This window comes from Peribacillus sp. CSMR9 (genome assembly GCF_033141925.1).
Classification (GTDB): Bacteria; Bacillota; Bacilli; order Bacillales; family DSM-1321; genus Peribacillus; species Peribacillus simplex_A.
Genome location: NZ_JAOPHO010000073.1, coordinates 1 through 16368, shown reverse-complemented (window position 1 = coordinate 16368; position 16368 = coordinate 1). Strand labels below are relative to the sequence as shown.

The 16368-nt window shown below is 40.1% G+C and carries 19 protein-coding genes; 8 read left to right on the top strand and 11 right to left on the bottom strand.

Annotation, left to right across the window (positions count from 1 at the left end):
• Positions 1-246: 246 nt before the first annotated feature.
• Both N9I19_RS21145 and N9I19_RS21140 read right to left on the bottom strand, forming a co-directional pair.
• The gene (locus N9I19_RS21145; protein WP_061465994.1) at positions 247-1038 is read right to left on the bottom strand and encodes an enoyl-CoA hydratase; all 792 of its coding nucleotides are present in this window, start codon (positions 1036-1038) and stop codon (positions 247-249) included.
• A 99-nt stretch (positions 1039-1137) separates the two neighbouring features.
• Positions 1138-2754 (bottom strand): long-chain fatty acid--CoA ligase, encoded by a 1617-nt coding sequence (locus N9I19_RS21140; protein ID WP_317778893.1) that lies wholly within the window; start codon positions 2752-2754, stop codon positions 1138-1140.
• Between the two features lie 480 nt (positions 2755-3234).
• Between N9I19_RS21140 and N9I19_RS21135 the strand changes: the two genes are divergently transcribed.
• Entirely contained in the window at positions 3235-4113 is an 879-nt protein-coding gene (locus N9I19_RS21135; RefSeq protein WP_176432072.1) for a dimethylarginine dimethylaminohydrolase family protein, read from the top strand.
• 159 nt (positions 4114-4272) lie between these two features.
• Here N9I19_RS21135 and N9I19_RS21130 read toward each other — a convergent pair whose 3' ends face one another.
• From N9I19_RS21130 to N9I19_RS21120, 3 genes are all read right to left on the bottom strand, one after another.
• Positions 4273-4758 (bottom strand): HIT family protein, encoded by a 486-nt coding sequence (locus N9I19_RS21130; RefSeq protein WP_317778892.1) that lies wholly within the window; start codon positions 4756-4758, stop codon positions 4273-4275.
• Between the two features lie 120 nt (positions 4759-4878).
• A complete protein-coding gene (locus N9I19_RS21125; RefSeq protein ID WP_284471514.1) occupies positions 4879-5274 on the bottom strand; it encodes a hypothetical protein in 396 nt (131 codons plus the stop codon).
• A gap of 50 nt (positions 5275-5324) precedes the next feature.
• Complete coding sequence (locus N9I19_RS21120; protein ID WP_317778891.1) at positions 5325-5723, bottom strand: hypothetical protein; 399 nt, start codon at positions 5721-5723, stop codon at positions 5325-5327.
• Between the two features lie 271 nt (positions 5724-5994).
• Between N9I19_RS21120 and N9I19_RS21115 the strand changes: the two genes are divergently transcribed.
• Complete coding sequence (locus N9I19_RS21115) at positions 5995-6444, top strand: DinB family protein (protein ID WP_061462001.1); 450 nt, start codon at positions 5995-5997, stop codon at positions 6442-6444.
• Positions 6445-6656: 212 nt separating this feature from the next.
• Here N9I19_RS21115 and N9I19_RS21110 read toward each other — a convergent pair whose 3' ends face one another.
• The 5 genes from N9I19_RS21110 to N9I19_RS21090 all read right to left on the bottom strand — a co-directional run bounded on the left by N9I19_RS21110 (position 6657) and on the right by N9I19_RS21090 (position 10028).
• Complete coding sequence (locus N9I19_RS21110) at positions 6657-7061, bottom strand: hypothetical protein (RefSeq protein ID WP_317778890.1); 405 nt, start codon at positions 7059-7061, stop codon at positions 6657-6659.
• A complete protein-coding gene (locus N9I19_RS21105; RefSeq protein ID WP_311627337.1) occupies positions 7058-7330 on the bottom strand; it encodes a transcriptional regulator SplA domain-containing protein in 273 nt (90 codons plus the stop codon). The genes N9I19_RS21110 and N9I19_RS21105 overlap by 4 nt, the downstream gene beginning before the upstream one ends.
• A 114-nt stretch (positions 7331-7444) precedes the next feature.
• Positions 7445-8311 carry a Cof-type HAD-IIB family hydrolase gene (locus N9I19_RS21100; protein WP_317778889.1) on the bottom strand — a complete coding sequence of 289 codons (867 nt, stop codon included), beginning with the start codon at positions 8309-8311 and terminating at the stop codon, positions 7445-7447.
• 147 nt (positions 8312-8458) lie between these two features.
• On the bottom strand, positions 8459-8815 hold the full coding sequence (locus tag N9I19_RS21095; protein ID WP_061461998.1) for a YlbF/YmcA family competence regulator: 357 nt from the start codon (positions 8813-8815) through the stop codon (positions 8459-8461).
• 73 nt (positions 8816-8888) lie between these two features.
• Positions 8889-10028, bottom strand: a complete 1140-nt coding sequence (locus N9I19_RS21090) for a DUF445 domain-containing protein (protein ID WP_317778888.1) — start codon at positions 10026-10028, stop codon at positions 8889-8891.
• Positions 10029-10165: 137 nt separating this feature from the next.
• Between N9I19_RS21090 and N9I19_RS21085 the strand changes: the two genes are divergently transcribed.
• The 6 genes from N9I19_RS21085 (at position 10166) to N9I19_RS21060 (ending at position 15723) form a co-directional block, all read left to right on the top strand.
• Entirely contained in the window at positions 10166-11527 is a 1362-nt protein-coding gene (locus N9I19_RS21085) for a YheC/YheD family endospore coat-associated protein (RefSeq protein ID WP_317778887.1), read from the top strand.
• A 16-nt stretch (positions 11528-11543) separates the two neighbouring features.
• The gene (locus N9I19_RS21080; protein WP_317778886.1) at positions 11544-12614 is read left to right on the top strand and encodes a YheC/YheD family endospore coat-associated protein; all 1071 of its coding nucleotides are present in this window, start codon (positions 11544-11546) and stop codon (positions 12612-12614) included.
• A 3-nt stretch (positions 12615-12617) separates the two neighbouring features.
• Entirely contained in the window at positions 12618-13985 is a 1368-nt protein-coding gene (locus N9I19_RS21075) for a YheC/YheD family endospore coat-associated protein (RefSeq protein ID WP_317778885.1), read from the top strand.
• Positions 13982-15178, top strand: a complete 1197-nt coding sequence (locus N9I19_RS21070; protein ID WP_317778884.1) for a YheC/YheD family endospore coat-associated protein — start codon at positions 13982-13984, stop codon at positions 15176-15178. The genes N9I19_RS21075 and N9I19_RS21070 overlap by 4 nt, the downstream gene beginning before the upstream one ends.
• Before the next feature lie 63 nt (positions 15179-15241).
• Positions 15242-15445, top strand: coding sequence for a YheE family protein (locus N9I19_RS21065; RefSeq protein WP_061461992.1), 204 nt, complete (start codon positions 15242-15244; stop codon positions 15443-15445).
• Between the two features lie 89 nt (positions 15446-15534).
• Positions 15535-15723: a hypothetical protein gene (locus N9I19_RS21060; RefSeq protein WP_061461991.1), complete on the top strand. Its 189-nt coding sequence runs from the start codon at positions 15535-15537 to the stop codon at positions 15721-15723.
• 191 nt (positions 15724-15914) lie between these two features.
• On the opposite strand, the gene N9I19_RS21055 is transcribed toward N9I19_RS21060, so the two are convergent.
• Positions 15915-16142 carry a hypothetical protein gene (locus N9I19_RS21055; RefSeq protein ID WP_317778883.1) on the bottom strand — a complete coding sequence of 76 codons (228 nt, stop codon included), beginning with the start codon at positions 16140-16142 and terminating at the stop codon, positions 15915-15917.
• Between the last annotated feature and the right edge of the window lie 226 nt (positions 16143-16368).

Below are 16368 nucleotides of genomic sequence, written 5' to 3'. Positions count from 1 at the left end.
TTAATAGAAATTAACAATGAAATTAATGAATTTTTAAATATTCACTACGAATATCGAGTTAAATAGTATTCGAGTACACCAGATTATAAAACTTATATGCTTATTCCAGAAAAGGGCGCTTTCCGGAGTAACGAAAAAAGTCCAATTTCTCAATTTAAATGCTGAGAAATTGGACTTTTTTATATTTACTTATAGTGCAAAATAACGCTTAAAATAGATGAAAATAACTCATAAAGTGACATACAGTCATTTTCCGATGAAGTTCGGTTTTCTTTTTTCGACGAAAGCTTTTATTCCTTCTTGGTGGTCCGCTGTTTGACGCATTTTCATTTGAGCAGCTTTTTCAATCTCAAGGATCTTAATTAATAGCGGGCGATTTTTTTCACTAAGAATCTTTTTCGTTTTAATCATGGCCTGAACCGGGCTTTGCAGCCATGATTGCACCTTCTTCTCTACCGCATGTTCCAAGGTTCCGTCTGCCACTTCATGAATGAGGCCCTTTGCTTTTGCTTCAAGCGCTGTAAGCACTTTACCTTCCCAGATCAATTCTTTCGCACCTACTTCACCAAGACGGCGTTCAAGGAAAAAGTGTCCGCCGCCATCAGGGATTAATCCAATCCCGATAAAATTCATCGCAACCTTACTGTCCGAATCGGCAATAAGGTGATCGGTTGCAAGAGCTATACTCAACCCAAGCCCTGCAGCTGCACCATGAATGGCACTGATGGTCAATTTAGGCATGAAGTATAGAGTTGTCACCAATTCACTGATTCCATCCATCAGTTCATCGAAAGCGTTTTCTTTTCCAGGCGCGAGCATCATCTTAATGTCACCACCTGCGGAAAATGCTTTCCCATTCCCTTTTATAATGACGACGTCCACTTTATCATTCTCACTTACTTCCTTAAGGGCATTAATGAAATCATGCAGCATTAACGGATTTAAAGAATTCATGGCCTCTGGACGGTTCATTGCAACAGTAGCGGTCCGGTCCGAATATGTGACTAAAACAGTGCCTGCAGGTAATGTCGATTCAATACTCAATTTATTTCCTCCTCTTTTGTTCTATGAATCTATTATATAGTTTTGATAAGTTGTCAAAATAGGGTGAAAAGTTTCAATTAAACAAACATATTATCACTTCTTGATATATTTATCCTGAAGCTGATCTCGCAAAGCCCTTTTCAAGAACTTCCCAACACCCGTTTTCGGAATATCTTCCAAAAAGACCACTTCATCCGGCAGCCACCATTTTGCAAATTGCGGCTTTAAAAATTCGATGATGTCTTCTTGGGACACCTGCCCCTTGTATTCGTCTTTCAAAACAACACAAGCAATCGGTCGTTCCTGCCATTTTTCGTGAGGCACTGCAATCACCGCCGCCTCAAAGACTCCTTCATTGGCCATTAATGCATTCTCTATATCAACGGAAGAAATCCACTCACCGCCGCTTTTAATCAAGTCTTTAGTCCTGTCGACGATTTTCACGAATCCTTCTTCATCAATCGTGACAACATCCCCGGTATAAAGCCAGCCATCTTTAAATGTATCCTCTGACCGCTCATCCTTAAAATATTCATTCGCAATCCATGGACCTCTAATTAGTAATTCGCCCATTTCTTTTCCATCAGGTTTTACTTCGCCGTCCTGGCCGATCACTTTAATTTCAATCATTGGCGAGACAAGGCCCTGCTTGGCCTTCAACTCATATAGTTCTTCTTCAGGGAGGTCTTCCTGATAGCTTTTTGGTTTGGAAACAAAAACGAGCGGGCTTGTTTCAGTCATTCCATAGGCATGAAGGAATGGAATCCCGTACTTTTGTTCAAAGGTTTTAATCATGCTTTTTGGGGCAGCCGACCCTCCGCATAAAACTGCGCGAATGCTGCTCATATCATAGCTACCTTCTTCCAGCTCCTTCAATAGGCCCAGCCATATCGTCGGAACCCCTGCTGCAATTGTAACCTTCTCCGTTTCTATAAGCTCTGCCAAAATTTTTGGGGTGAAGTAGGGTCCAGGCAAAACCATCTTAGTGCCAAACCAAACACTGGCAAAAGGCATGCCCCAAGCATTCACGTGAAACATGGGCACGACTGCAAGGGCCACATCCCGTTCGCTTATTGCTGTAGAATCAGCAAGTCCCAGTGCAATCGCATGCAACAAAATCCCGCGATGTGAATAAACCACACCTTTTGGATTCCCGGTCGTAGCGGAGGTATAACATATGCCGGCAGGAGCATTTTCAGCCAAAGCTTGAATGAAGGGCTGTTTTGGATTCCCTTCGGCTAATAACTTTTCATAATGATAAATTGGTGAAAGGGTCGTTTCAGGCAGCTCATCTTTATCGGTCATTAAGATATATCCTTCCACGGTCGTTAACTCATCTTTAATCGCTTCTAACAGGGGGATGACATCCGGATCTATCAGTAATAATCGATCTTCCGCACTATTGATGATATAAGAAACATGTTGAGGAGAGAGACGCATATTAATTGTATGTAGGACAGCGCCATGACAAGGAATCGCAAAATAAGCTTCTAAATGCCGATGATGGTTCCAGGCAAGTGTTCCAACACGGTCACCTGTTTTAATACCCAATTTTTCAAGGTTACTAGCTAGCCTTCTTGTACGCGCAGCAATTTCAGCATACGTAAAAGTGTGAATTCCACCATCCGTACGCGAAACTACCTCTTTCTTCGGAAAATATTTTTCAGCTCTCTCAATGATTTGAGTCATGATTAATGGAGTATCCATCATTCCAATCTCCCCCTTGTATTGAAAACGTCTTCATTATATATTCGACCAGAAAAAAAATAATCCTTTATCCCTAGGTGCTTTTTACTTTTAAGACCATATTTTTTCCCTATAGCAGATTGGCTGCCCTCATTATTTAAATACCTTTGGTCAACCTGAATCTTGAATTCCTCTGAATAAGTTTGAAATTTATCCCCTTTTTTTTAGCCATAATAAAATTCCCTCCAAGAAATTGTGTAACATCCATGTTTTTTCATGGACTTTTTACACTGTCTACTTTAAGGGGAAAATATCAACCAGATCCTTTTTTAAAAATATTCTAATCGTTCAGCCTGCAGTTCTAAGAATGTCGGAATTAAAGGTCAACGGCCCGTTTTTAAGTTAAAGACAAAGATTAACGAGGCAACGACCTATTTTTTATGTTTCTTTCCAGAAAAAGAGGTAATAGTAAAGATACAATTATATTTAAAAGGGAGCTCATTTATGGTAAACAAGATAAACGAAGAACTTGAGGCTTATTGTGCGAGCGAATATTCAAAGCTATCACGGGTGATCGTCTGTGAACCTCGTTATATGGAAATCCGTGAGATCATTAACGAAACGCAAAAAGAGTTTATAGAAAAAAATATCGATAAGGAACTTGCCAGGGAGCAGCACGCCCAATTTATTAAGGCACTTGAACATGAAGGGATTGAAGTCATCAAACTTCCGCCTAAATATACATATCCAGAACAGGTTTTTACGAGAGATATCGGTTTCACTCTTGGCAATACCGTTTACGTAGCCGAGATGGCTACAGGTATCAGGCAGGGTGAGGAACTATTATTGAAATCCTGGCTTGAAACGAATGGTATCCCATTTTTCAACCTCCGCGAAAACCATATAGAGGGAGGGGATGTCATTATCGACGGAAAAACCATCTATATTGGAGTCAGTGATAGAACGAATGAAACATCTATTAAGCATCTCCAAACCTTATTACCGGAATACGAAATCATCGCGGTGCCTTTCATTGAAAAATTCCTTCATTTAGACTGCGTTTTCAATATCATATCACCAACAGAGGCGCTTATTTTTCCAGAGTCCTTTACAAAAAAAGAGTTGGATTTATTAGCTTCACGTTATGACATAATTGAGGTGACTATAAAAGAACAATTCACATTAGGGACCAATGTGCTTTCCATTGGGAATAAAAAATTATTCAGCCTCCCATGTAATAAAAAGGTAAATAGTCACCTTCGTGAACGCGGATACGAAGTCATAGAAGTTGATATAAGCGAAATCATCAAGTCCGGTGGCTCTTTCCGTTGTTGCACCATGCCATTATTGAGGACAACGAATAAGAAGATTGATCCAGCCTGAGAAGAATGAAAAGATTTTACCGGACTAGCCCTTTTGAAGCCCGGTTTAATTCAACTTTTTCAAACATTATTGTTGATTTTTGTACAAACAAATGAGACCGCTTGAGTGGTCTCTTTATTTTTATGGAGCTCCCGCATCTGTTTGAGGAACAAGGAATAATTAAGGGTTTAGTTCTTTTTTTAAAGCCTTGATTCCATCAAGTACACTTTTAAAATTTTGATCATTATTCAACTTATTTCTTGCATGGAGCAAAACCGGTCTAACAGATTCCACCGAGCGTCCAAAATCGTACATCCATTCATATCGAGGAACCATCCAAGTATGAAAATGGTGGGGAGTATCCTCATTGTAAAAATAATAAACATGTTCTATCCCTAGTACCTCCCTTTGAGCTTTTCTAATCCTGGATAATATGTTTATGTAATCAACCTTCTCCAAGTCATATAATTCATCAAAGCACTTAATATGGCGTTTGGATGCTAAAATAACTAAACCTACAATGGGATATGCAACGTCTTGGTGAGCATGAAAATACTCGGTTTCGACTATTGCACCACCATCCGCTTCTATTTCCCCACTCGTTAAAGCACAGCTTAAACATTCGATTTCAATCGTTTTTCCATTAAACAAAGTCATTTTCCTCATAAATCCCTCCAAAAGAGTACTTAACTAACTGATTTTCGTTAATGTACATAGATTTCTATAATCTGATAATAAAATGCTTGTTTTTGAAATGACAGGACTTGGATATCCACTTTCTTTTAATTAGTGCAGCAGTCTTAAAAGCGTTTCAGAATCCTTTCTATTTAACTGTACAAACTGGCTATGTTTATTCCGCGTCAATTCCACACTATTTTCTTCGGAATTAACCCAAACATAATACACGGGTATCTTCCCTTCATCTTTATCATCATTAAAATAAAAGATATAGTCCGCCTTAGGATGACCTTTCTCCAACTCGTATTTGTCCCAGTCAGCATTCTTTATTATCTCTTTTGTTTTTTCTGTTCTTTCAATCTCTATCTTTTCTTTATATGCTTCGAATTTGTAGTTTTTACCTTCATATTTTTGAATGGAAATATGTTCTTGCTTTGTTGTACAACCTGCGGTAAATGTTATTGATAATAGGCTAAGTGCAAGCAGGAATGGTTTCCTTTTCATTACATGTCATCTCCTCATACCTAGGTGGATTATTTATCCAATATATTTCATTATACTAGTCCACTCAAAAGAGTAATAGGAATGTTTATCGTTTTAAGCAGTAAAAAAAACCTCAAGTTTTTTACTTGAGAGTTCATGCCCCCGGTATCCCTTGGGCTATAGCCTGCGTTCAACCAACCCCAACCGAAAACCATACTTATTACACCTGTCAATCGGATGAGTGAACGATTGACTTTTTTGGAAAAAGAAATTTTGACAAAGGGGATGCTTAAAATCGTCGTGAACAGAAGCTTGCCTAAACAGAGACCCACACCTACACCAGTATGATAATGTAAATGGTACCCTGCCAGGCTGCTTAACGAGGAAAGCATTTCATCGAGATCTGTAATGATTTTCCCATCCACTTCATGTTTCAATAATAATGAGCCCAGATGACTATATCCTTCCAATAAGAGTACAGAGTCCTTCTCATCTGAAGGATTCGAAAAGCAAGTGATCCATTATCAGCCTTTTACCATCAAAATCAGCTCGGTTTCCTGCATTGCCTGCTCACCCATCGTTTTGTATACCTTTTTCGCCGACTGTGTCGTCAACATCATTGTGACCCCTTCTTCCAAACCTTTTGAAAAGACATGTCTAAAGTTTGATAATATTGAAATATCCTTGCTATAATTTTAAGAGATAGTCTTTATTAAAAAGAGATTGAAAGGGGAATGTAAAATGAATTATGTAAAAAATCAGCTAACGGTTATGCGCGGCAGTCTTTTAAAAGAAATCGAGGGAATCAAACCAGAGTTTATGGATGTGCAGCCTGAAGGTTTTAATAATACAATCCATTGGCATCTTGGACATGTCCTTACTGCAGCCGAAAATTTTTTATTGAAATCCAACAGTGAATTGCCAGCGAATTACAGCCAGCTATTTGGATATGGCTCAAAACCCTCCGACTGGACCGGGGATGTACCTTCCGTTGAAGTTTTAAAGCAACAGCTGCAAGAACAACTTGGCCGACTTCTTGAAATTCCTGAAGAACGATTGACAGAGAAAACAGCAAAGCCTTTCAACGGGATGGAAACAGTGGGGGAATTCATTAATTTCGTAGTCCTGCACGAAGCCAATCACATTGGACAAATTCATGCAATGAAACTCTTCATTCAATCTACTAACTGATTAAGCCACAGGCTGTCACTCTGAAAATGGGTGACAGTTTTTTTTATGAACAAGGATTTGATTTCATACATAATAGGAGTTACATATATGAACCCATTAAAGTAACGCTTCTAATTTATTAGAGGGGATTTTTTTGAAATGACCATTGATCGCATTACCCCTGACTTCCAACCATTTAACCATAGGGTTTCAACAACAACATTAAATGGCATCTAGGTCACACCCTGTTTGTATCGGAAAAATTCTTTCTTGACCACCCTAAAAGTCGGCAATTTTCCTGCGTAATATGCTGATTCATTCGCTAAAGGCACTAGCCCTGCCAAATGGATAAACGCCGTTCCAGCCATTGAAGTACTGAGTCGACAATTCAAAGAATAATACGACCTCCTTCTCTCCATTCCCGAAGAACGCCTGAATGAAAAACTAGAGAAACCTTTCAAAGGTTTTATAACGTATGGCGAAATGGTCAATCTTGCGGCTATTTGACGAAAACTTTTCATATGGGTCAAATTCTGCGCTTCTGCGAAGATCGATGCTGCAGGCCAGTTATCAAAAGGAGCCCCCGCTAAGGCGAGGGCTTTCATTTTTTCATTCTTTCTTCGTACACGTCTTCTCAAGTCATCTGGTCCTGGTTATCCATATAATCACTGTATGCTTTTTCCGCTGCGGCTTCCGAAGAGAACAATGCATCATCATCTTCAATAGTATGAAATGTATCGTTCAAGAACAAGGCAACTGCATTTGGATCTTTGGGATGCGGGACAATTTCCGCTGCCCTTATATTCGAAACGGTAGGAACATGGGGATTATTATAAATCACAAACACCTCGTCGCCGACTTGAACCTCTTTCGCGTTGATTACACCCATTGAATTCTTCCTTTCCATTACTGATTTCCTTTAGTTTATGGAAAGATGCTTAGAATTATTTATGACAAATACCAGGCCGCGTAAAGCGGCATTATGTGAATGGGGCCCCTTCTATATGAAGGAGCCCGACATTCACTTAAGCATATTCATCTTCTGCAGAAAATCGATTGGATGCTGTTTCCGGAAAAATTCCCTTAGCATGTAGGCCACACCATCTTGATCATTGGAGCGCGTCACCCATTTTGCCACTTTCCTAACTTCCTCATCCGCATTGCCCATGGCAACACCCAGACCAGAACAGGCAATCATCTCCATATCATCCAATCCATCTCCAATCGAGACGATTTCCGTTCTTTTCACCCCTAAATGATCAGCTAAATACAATACACCACTCCATTTAGAAACACCCTTTGGAACAATTGTCAGCTTATGTCCTGGATGCAAGATTGCATCTACCTCAGGGAACATTTCCTTTATTAATTTCAGCATATCATTTTGATCACTTTTTTCTGAAAATATTATATCCATTTTCGTAGGGGCCATCGGCTGGTCAATGAGCTCTTCACTGATATCATCCACATAATTTTGCGCATAAATATTTTGATCATTCAGATACATAACCGTTTTGCCAAGTAAATTCTCCGGGAGGTTCACCCGATTTCCAAGCGAGTATTTTTCATGGACGAGCAAAATTTGGCACGTGGCCTTTTCAAGCATTTGTACAAGCTCTGCAGTCAGTTCTTCTGAAATTCTTTTTACCATAATGGGCTTTTCAATGGAAGCTCCGACAAAAGCTCCTTGCTGAGCAACGATCATCGGATTTATTTTTAGGGCTTTGGCCACTTTTTTTGCTGAATGATAGTTTCTTGACGTTACAAGTGCAACATGGACACCTTTTTGGTGTACATAATCGATTGCTTCTTTAGTCGATTTATTTAAACGGCCATTCGACTGGAGCAATGTCCCGTCGATATTGACCGCAAGTAGACGATATACCATGCTGATCTCCCCCATCTGTAGTATCCTCTTTCAAATTTATGACTAAAATTTAGAGAGTAGAACAAATAGTAGTTCATGACCCTTGCATACGGTACATTCTTGGGAACAAAAAAACTCCCAACCATTATAGAAGGGAGTCTCCAACTCTTATTGCTGTTGCTCAGGCAAGCCATATAAATCTTCAAGCGGCTTCATGATAATTTTATTGAGGTCTGCGATCACCATGCTCATCCGTTGTTCAGCTTCCATCAATTGTGAAATGGTTGGGTTTTGTTGGACAAGCTGTACCGTCTTTTGTGCTTGCTCAACCTCTTCTGGAGCGATCTCCTGTCCCATCATTTGCTTTTGCTGCAATGACATCTGCAGATTGCGGAAGTTTTCAAACATTCCTTTTGTTGCTTCATCAGAATTGACAAGATCATATAAGCGTTGCAAGTCGGCATATTCATTACTTGCCCTAATCGCCTTTTCCATTTCGTACGCTGCATCATATACGTTATTCATTTATTTCCCCTCCCTGTAATCATTGTATTCCTACATCTTTTCCACTATAACAAATCCGCTTGAGAATTACACGTCATCCTATTAAAACAGTTATGAAACCTTGAAATAAACCGATGATTCCACCAAGCAAAGCCCCGAGGTATGTGATCATGGACAATTCTCTCTTAGTGATTGAAACGACCATTTCCTCAAGCCGGGACACCGAAAATGACGAAACCTGTTCTTCCACGATATCGTCCAAGTGAAGCTTTTGGAAAAGCGGCTGAAAATGATTGATTAAATACTCGGCACCTTTTCCCACGAAAATCGGGACACCTTTTTCCACAATGGTGTTAGTGAAACTGGCTGTCAATTCTCGAACCGGCTTATTCATGATAGAAGAGACTGGCATCATTTCTGCCGTTTTTTCGGTAATCAATTGTCTAATCGTTTCTTTACCGATCAATTCCTCGATTTTCTCTACATCCCATTTCTCCAGATTTCCCCACTCTTTCATCATCATCCCTGACAATATATCAATCGTTCGGGATTGTTCAAAGAATTTTATGATTTCCGGCTGGATCTTATCAATTAACTTTTCGTTTCCAATGAACATCTGAATTAAATTGATCATCTTGCCCCGTTCCTTGAAGAAATCATCCAACATGTCTTCAAGACGGCCTTTGCCTTCTGCACTGTTAAAATACTCTTTTCCCTTTTTTACGATGAATCGTGACATATCAGGAATCGAGTCAAGGGCTTTTTGCTGAATCTGCGGCGGGACGATATCCTTCAAGCTTTTGCTCCGGTTCTCTTCCGACCATGTTTCATATTTACCAAGAATGAATGCTTGTAATCTCTGTTCTATCGTGAATGAAGAATTCTTCATTCCCAATTGATCAAGCAATTGAGCAGTACTTTTTTCCGTGGACAATGCTTTCTTTACTTCTGCCTGAACGAAAATTTTCATATTCTGTATAGAGGCATCATTGATGACTTTACTTTGGATGCTCTCTGGCGTGATTAAATGATCAACCACCAACTTACCCAACTGTTTCGCTAACTCATCCTGCCGCTTCGGGATCAACCCTGGTGTCAACGGCAGCTGTTTCCCGAAAATATAGATTGGTTTATAAGGTCTGAATAGCATTCGGATAGCCAATAAATTGGTGAAACCTCCTATTACAGCACCTACGACGACCATAAACAGTATCTTTATCCAAATCTCATCCATGAAAATTTCTCCTTTTATTGCTTGAACTATGGGCTTAATGACACCTTCTGATAAAAAAAACATAGAATGTGTTATCCACTTTTGCCCATCATTTAATTATAAAAGGATATCAAACTTAGTGCAAACGGGGAATTATTATGAACCTTAACCATCAGAAAGTTTTCATTACGGTAAACCCTGCAGTGACTAGAAAGAAGGCGCTTCTGTTTATCGAAGAAAAACTATTTGAGGAATGGGGCCTTCAATTTGGAGAACCCGTTACGATCATGGCTGGATGCCGTTCCGTCCCTGTGCTTGTCCAACCATTCCCTTCATCAATGCCTACATTGAAACTTTCATTTGACATGAACCAGATTTTATCCTTACCTGCTTTTCCAGATCCAATTTCCGTCTCATTTCATAAGGAAGGAAGGTCAATCAAAATAGGCCCATTCTTCGCTGCACTCATGAACCAGACTCCCTTGCAAGACGGGACATTCGGCGAAATGGAAAAATTTTATCAGGAAATGGAATCATACTGTAATCAACAGGGTATCCCCTTCTATTTAGTAAAACTTCAGTCGCTTAAAGATGGAGTAGTAGAAGGATATCAGACAGGGCCAGATGGCTGGCACATCTTGCCCCTCCCCATTCCTGATGTCTTTTATAACAGGATTCATTCGCGCAAACTTGAAGCATCTCATTCTTTCGAGCTGTTCAAAAATGAACTGGAGGCACGGTCGATACCGATGTTCAATGGAAGGTTCCTTTCCAAATATGATGTACATGAGCTATTGATCTCAGAAAATGATTTGCTGCCAAATTTGCCTGATACGATACTTTTTAACGAAAAGGAGCCGTTCTTGACATTTATAGAAAAGCATTCGGTAATCTACTTCAAACCGGCATCTGGCAGTCAAGGCAGAAATATTTGCAGGTTAACGCAAGTAGCTGAAAAATGGAAAATCGAGCACTCCGGACATCTCCGGGATGTACATTTTGCAGATACGGATGAAAAATTGTATAACGCCTTAAAAAGATTTTCCAGAAAACAAGCCTTCATTCTTCAAAAGGGGATTTCCCTTTTCGAAACTGATCAGAGAAAAGTTGATTTTCGCGTGCTCCTTCACCGGAATGATCAGCTTCAATGGAAAGTTTCATCAATGGTTGCCCGGATTGGAGACCCAGGCACTATTGTTTCCAATCTTGCACAAGGCGGATTAATGAAAAACGGGCCAGATTTCCTAAGGGAAGCATTTGACCTTCATGAAGCCAGCCACATATATCAAAAGCTCGTACGGCTGGCTAAAAACGCAGCCCAGGCCTTGGTCGAAAACCATGACGATTCATTCGGCGAGCTCGGAATCGATTTAGCACTGGATACCGATACACACCCATGGATCATCGAAGTGAATTCGAAACCATCGAAAAAATTTCAAGGCAACTATGAAATCTTTCGTCCATCAGTAAAATCCATCATAGATTTCATGCTCGTCCTTAACCGCGAAAACTATCCATAAAAGGAGTTGCTAGCACGTGTTAATAGGATTAATGGCCACGTCGGATTCACATGAAAACAATTACTTCACCGAAATAGCCAAAACCGCTAAATCATTTAATATGAAAGTTTGTAAATTCACACCGGAAAATATTGATAGGGATCTAAAAAAAGTGCGGGGCGAGCGTTTTGATGCCGAGAATGAAACATGGATTCCAACGTCCTTTGATTTACCTGATTTTGTATATGATCGCTGTTTTCATGGATTATCCCGTGAGTCAACGGAAACGCGAGATAAAATCGATTGGTTAAAAGATAACTCGAATTTCTTAGGGCTTGGACTTCCTGGTAAATGGGAAGTTTACCAAATCCTAAAAAATCATCCACTCCTACAGGCATTTTTCCCAGAGACCTTTCAAGTGACAACACCTGAAGATATTACCGATCATTTGGAACGCCTGGATAAGGTGATTATTAAACCTGAATTCGGTGCAGGCGGTACAGGTATCTATCTTCTATCAAAAACCGAAGACGGAACTTTGGTTTCCATGACGAAAAAAGGCACCAAATACGATCGCCAATTCACCTCCACATCTCAGCTGAACAAATGGCTGCATCATTTATTAAATCGGTACCGTTACCTTTGCCAGCCATATTTGGATCTTTGCAACGAAAAAAACGAGCCATTCGATTTACGAATTTTACTACAAAAAAACGAGAAGAATCAATGGATGGAACGGGCCCGCGGAATTCGCACTGGACAAAAAGACGGAATTACATCAAATCTCGCCACGGGCGGGGAAGCCATTTCATTGGATACTTTCATCAAAAAAAACCCGGAAACGATTTCGATTGCTGTCGAACAAAAGATCCAGCATATCCTTCGCACCCTTCCTAGAGAAACCGAGGCCGTTTTTGAAAGGTTATTCGAGTTGGGAATTGATCTAGGTATCGATAAAAAAGGGCAAATATGGATAATGGACATCAACTCGAAACCCGGCAGGAAAATCATTCAGGCAATTCAGCCGGAGGCCATGAAAGATATTCATCGTGCACCATTTCAATATAGCCGGTATTTAGCCGATCATCTTCAGAAAGCAGGTGAATAGAAAGTGAGAAAGACTTATCCTGCCGAAATTGCCGCTATCCCTGGCAATGTTCTATTCTACCCTTCAGAGCTTGGAGATTTGGCAGAGATTGAATTAATTTATTTCGGGCGGCATTCATGTCCTGCCATCGTTAAACAAAACCCGGCCATCAATCAATCAATCGTCCTATCAGAAAGTCTTGCGGAATCGCTAATATTCGATCAGACCGATAATCCTCTTCATTTATTCATATACGGCAAGAGCATCCATATTGGTCCGCTTGTCGGAATTTTTTCTTCAGGCTTCACTGGCATTTCCAACAAACCATTGGGGGAGAGATCGGATTTTTTTGCAAAGCTCCTTTCACTGAGCCGGACAACAGGCTGTATCCCCTTTGTTTTTGGAGAAAATGTAATCAATTGGGATGAGGAGACAATCAAAGGTTATGTGTTTGAGAACGATGACTGGCACATTTGTGAATTTCCTTTTCCAAATGTCATCTATGACCGCCTCCCCAATCGTTTGACGGAAAACCGCGATGGACCAAAAGAGGTGAAGCATAAATTTCAAAAAGAATATACCATTCCATGGTATAATCCAGGTTTTTTCAATAAATGGGATGTAAATGAAAGGTTATGCGCGGATGAGCGGGCACTGCCTTATTTACCTGAAACGTATCCATTTCAATCCATATCCGTGGTGGAAACCCTTCTTTCCCATTACCGCCAAGTTTATATTAAACCAATTCACGGCAGTCTCGGACTAGGCATTCATCAAATTATTTATGATAAGCATGAAGATGTTTACTATTGCCGCTATAAAAATGAGGCAAAAGAAAATAAATTGCAAAAGTTTTCCACATTGGAAGCCATCGTTAAGCATATCTTTCATGACCGACCCCTTGAGAATCTTATCGTACAGCAGGGCGTCCCATTAATTCGATCTGAAAAACGCCCTGTAGATTTCCGGGTCCATACGAACAAGGACAGTAATGGAATATGGCAGGTAACCGCGATCGCCGCAAAAATAGCCGGTGCCGGCAGCGTCACGACCCATATTAAAAGCGGGGGCGTCATCAAAACGGTTGCCGAACTGTTTGGAGATGACGATGAGGCGAAAGAAGTCGAACGAAAGCTCTCGGAGGCTGCACTGGTTTTAAGTGATAGTATGGAAAAGCACTTGGACGGCATCATTGCAGAAATAGGTTTTGATTTTGGATTGGATAAAAAAGGGCAGGTTTGGATGTTTGAGGCCAATTCCAAACCAGGACGTTCTATCTTTTCCCATCCAAAGCTCAAGGATTTCGAATTGCTAACCAGAAAGCTAAGCCTTGATTATGCCATTTATCTTACGGAACAGACCATTACAAATTCAATCAGTGTACAGCGATGAACATTTTCTACGATATCCCCTCTGAAAACTGGTACCACACCGAAGAGAATGCGGAACTTTTCGCCGGAGCTGCCGTAGAGGAAATAAGCTATAAAAAGGACCATTTGAATCAACCCCTAATTCCAATCACAGTATTTCCAGGTAACCGGATGCTTGTCGTCGGAATTTTGACTGCTTCCAATCCCAAAAAGGAATCAGGCTTGGGAGGAAACTTGACCCTTTTTCGGGACCTATCATCATTTTTATTGAAGCACGGGATTCTGACCTTTGCATTCACAGGAAATGCCCTTCACTCCGAGACGTTGAGAGGGTATGTTTTTTCCTCCATTTCAAACAAGTGGATTGAGTGTAAGATGCCGCTCCCAGACATCGTCTATAACCGAATCCCCTCAAGGGGCTATGAGGCGTCAGAGGAATTCCAACGTCTTATCACTCACCTTAAAGAATATAGAATGAACTTATTCAACCCTTGTTTTCTTGATAAATATGTAATGTTCGAAGCTTTAATGGAAGATGGATCCCTCACCAATCACCTTCCACCCACCATGATTCTAAGGAACAGCGATTGCCTGGATGCTTTTCTGGAAACCCACAGGCATATATACCTTAAACCCTGCAAAGGAAGCCAAGGGAAGGGCATTTATACGATCATCAAAAATCATGATGATACGCTTTTGTTCAATAGCCTGAAGCATAGTGAATCCTTCCCTGATTTCACCTCATTCTGGGAAACGAAAAAAAAGGATTTATTAAAAAGAAGCTACCTTGCCCAACAGGCGATCAGCCCAAAAAAACTTCTTGGACATCGTTACGATTACCGGATTCTCGTCCATTATGAAAAAGGTTTTTATAAAGTGACCGGCAAAGCAGTAAGGATGTCACAAACTCAGGAAATCACTACCCACACTCCACAAGGGGGTAAGCTTTTCCCTTATCAAAACCTGCAATCAAGAAGCTTGAATCTAAAATTAGCGAATATCGCTCAAAAATGCGGTGAGATTCTTTCTAAAAAAGTCGGTTTTCTCGGTGAGTTTTCCATTGATATTGGGGAAGACGAATCAGGCTCGCTCTTCATATACGAAGTGAACTCAAAGCCCATGCAGTTCGATGAAGAGGAAATTGAAGTCAACAGGCTTTTGCATTTAAAAAACCTTTTCATCGAATTAACTTTTTCCAACCTGAAAATAAAATAACACCTCCAGCTGCCGTTTTCCATTATAATGAAATGAGAGACAGCATATATGGAGGTTATACATATGATCACCCATTTTCAATGGTCACCACTGCATAAAAATTTGCCAGGATGGAAAATTTCCTTTTATTTCAACAAGCAGGCAGTTCAAGCCATATATCATAAAGATGGATCCATCGAGTGGACAGCCAACAAACCTTCTGAAACAGAAGAAACCAAACTAAAAAGCATGATACATGACTTAATGGTCTATCATGTATATGAATGAACCCTATCCCCCTTTTGATTTTGAAACCTCTGAACAGTATAAAAAACTCTCCGTTGCCTAAACTAAAGAAAAGGCTGGAGGGATTTATTTTGGATAAAGAAAAAATGACATTTTTGAAGGATACCGAATATGATGGCAAGGACTCTGTTTTCCTGGATATCGACCGTATCATCAATGAAGGAATGGCAGGCGGAAATGTGTATGAAGTCGCTAACCTTCAAAACATCGAGGAAGCACATGATTTTTATGATGAAACAGATCCCAATATCAATAAATAAACCCAGTAGGGGCTCTCTTTGAGGGCCCTGAACCAATCGGAATACAAAGAGTGAATCACCAATTCTATAGGTTAGGTAGAAATCCGACTAAGTTTTCAATAGAGGTACATAAGGACAAAAAGAAAATACGAACTAAGCTCTTTTCCTTAGCTATGACTATTACACCCCTAATTCAAGGCTCAAATATCCTGCTATGTATCAAATACTGGCAATATCCCGAACATTTCCCCTCTCACTTTTTCATAACCATTTCTAGATTGTGCAAGTGCTTCTTTTTCATTTGAACTTTTTACATGTATATTAATTTCCTTTGCCAGTTTTTCACGAGTTTTGATAAAATCCATAACCTGTGTTTTTAAATTATCGGTAAAGTATTCAACCATTCCAAACATCAATAGCCCTAATGTCCGTGCGATCATTTGACCGGACATTCCTTATGATTTGTTATTATTTAAAGAATAAAAAAACAACTTCCTCACGGAAGTTGTTTGAGTTTGTAGACAAAAGGGGTTCGGAATTAAAAAATTCCGAACCCCTTTTTGAGATTCCCTTTGAATTTTTGCCTGATGTTAGGAGATTGGGGCTCTACGAGCCCACTATGTTAGGCCATTTTTGGACCTCGCCATGTCCAATTGGCCATCTTCT